The sequence below is a fragment of the Trichococcus sp. genome (genome assembly GCF_049589555.1).
In the GTDB taxonomy this organism is placed as follows: Bacteria; Bacillota; Bacilli; order Lactobacillales; family Aerococcaceae; genus Trichococcus.
In genome coordinates, this window is sequence record NZ_JBAWAZ010000276.1 from 1 (window position 1) to 1,867 (window position 1,867).

1 protein-coding gene and 1 pseudogene are annotated in these 1,867 nt (G+C 43.2%); both read right to left on the reverse strand.

What is annotated here, in order from left to right:
* Nucleotides 1-382: pseudogene (locus WBV27_RS09995) on the reverse strand (sugar phosphate isomerase/epimerase family protein); the annotation flags it as partial.
* 17 nt (nucleotides 383-399) lie between these two features.
* Nucleotides 400-1,497, reverse strand: coding sequence for a Gfo/Idh/MocA family oxidoreductase (locus WBV27_RS10000; protein WP_319217700.1), 1,098 nt, complete (start codon nucleotides 1,495-1,497; stop codon nucleotides 400-402).
* Between the last annotated feature and the right edge of the window lie 370 nt (nucleotides 1,498-1,867).

Sequence of the window (1,867 nt, forward strand, 5' to 3'; positions counted from 1 at the left end):
ATACAGGGGTAAGGGTATCATCAATAACGCCTAATTTTGTTCTTAAAACCTTAAATCCTAGCTTGTTTGCAATTTTGAAATCTCGCTCAAGCATAGCGATGCTTTCTTTAGTAGTGAGTTCCCTGCCTTTATATAAACGGGATTCAACCCAGTGACCATATTCCGCTGGTTCCAATTTAAAGTGATTCAATTTTTGGTGCCAGTCATCAATCCAAGCATCAGTAACATCAGGATATTTGACGATATGTGAATTTGCCAAGATCTCAATTCCAGTAGCTCCCGTGTCGCAGATGTCTTGCATAATGTCATCAAGATCCATTGAGACTCCGAACACTTTGTTATAGCTATATGCAGAAACGCCACGCTTAATCTTATGCTCCATTACTGTTCCTCCCAAGCTTAATCAAATTCAACGACTTGTCCTGTCTCAGCTGATTTGTAGATTGCTTCCAGGATTTGGGTCACGACGATCGCTTGTTCAGGTTTCACCATTGGATCTGTGTCATTCAGGATCGCATCCACCCACTGTTTGGCTTCAGCATCACGTTGTTCCAAGGTAGCCCCTTCGAATCCGAACACACCGCCGGCATCGGATGGTTGCGTCTGTTCCAATTGATTGTGGGCTGCTTTATTGAAGACGACATAGCCCTGATCGATGAAAGCTTTTCCGAACATTTCTGCTCCGCCTTCAGTTCCGCAAAGGGTAACCTGAGCTTCTTTCGGGTTGATCATGTTGAGCGCCCAAGCAGCCTCCAGGAAGATGGTCGCGCCGTTTTCCATTTTGATCAGTCCGAAAGCCGAGTCTTCCGTTTCGAAAGTATCCGGATTCCAAGGGCCGAACATGTTCGCCATCGGATTGTCCTTCAGTTTTTGATAAGTTGATCCTAGTACTGATTTTGGTTTGTAGTTGTTCATGTACCAAAGCGTCAAGTCCAAGGCATGCGTGCCGATATCGATCAGCGGGCCACCGCCTTGTTTTGATTTATCAGGGAATACTCCCCAGGTAGGAACGCCTTTGCGGCGGATGGCATGCGCCTTAGCGAAGTAGATATCGCCCAATTCGCCTTTGCTGCAAGCATCGTAAGTAGCTAAGGAATCGGCACGGAAACGGTTCTGGTAGCCGATCGTCAATTTTTTGCCGGTGCGTTGAGCAGCATCCAGCATTTCTTTAGCCTCTGCATAGTTGATCGCCATTGGTTTTTCGCACATGACATGTTTCCCTGCCTCCAAGGCATCAACCGTGATGTATGAGTGGGAAATATTCGGTGTCAACACATGGATGACATCAATGTCTTCTCTAGCCAAAAGCGCTTTGTAGTCTTCCGTTACTAAAGCATCCGCTGTACCATATTCCTTGGCCGCTTTTTCAGCCCGTTCGATGACCGTGTCACAGAAAGCCACGATTTCCACTTTATCCGATAATTTAGCCAATGCCGGGAAATGCTTCCCGTTGGCGATTCCTCCGCAGCCGATGATTCCGAATTTTAATTTATTCATGTTATTTCCTCCTTTTGGTTATCGCTTACAAGATTATTCTATTATGAATTGCGCTTTTGCTCTCAACTTTATGAATAAAACTAAATCACACATTTTTATCATAAAATAAATCAATTTAGCCTCTGATTAAATATGAATCACACATTTTTAATTTAAAGTGCAAAAAAAAAGATCCCACTGCAATTGCAATGAAATCTTACAGGTAAATATCCGCTTGCCTTCTTTTCTTTGACTAATTACTATAGATTTCCTTACAAAATGCCTTGCCTCAATTCATTAATCTTCTTCTAGTTCTCGGATTTCCAATTCGACTGCGATTTGATCCATTTGTTTTTTATCAAGTTTGTACCAATACAAGGGAAGAATGCTG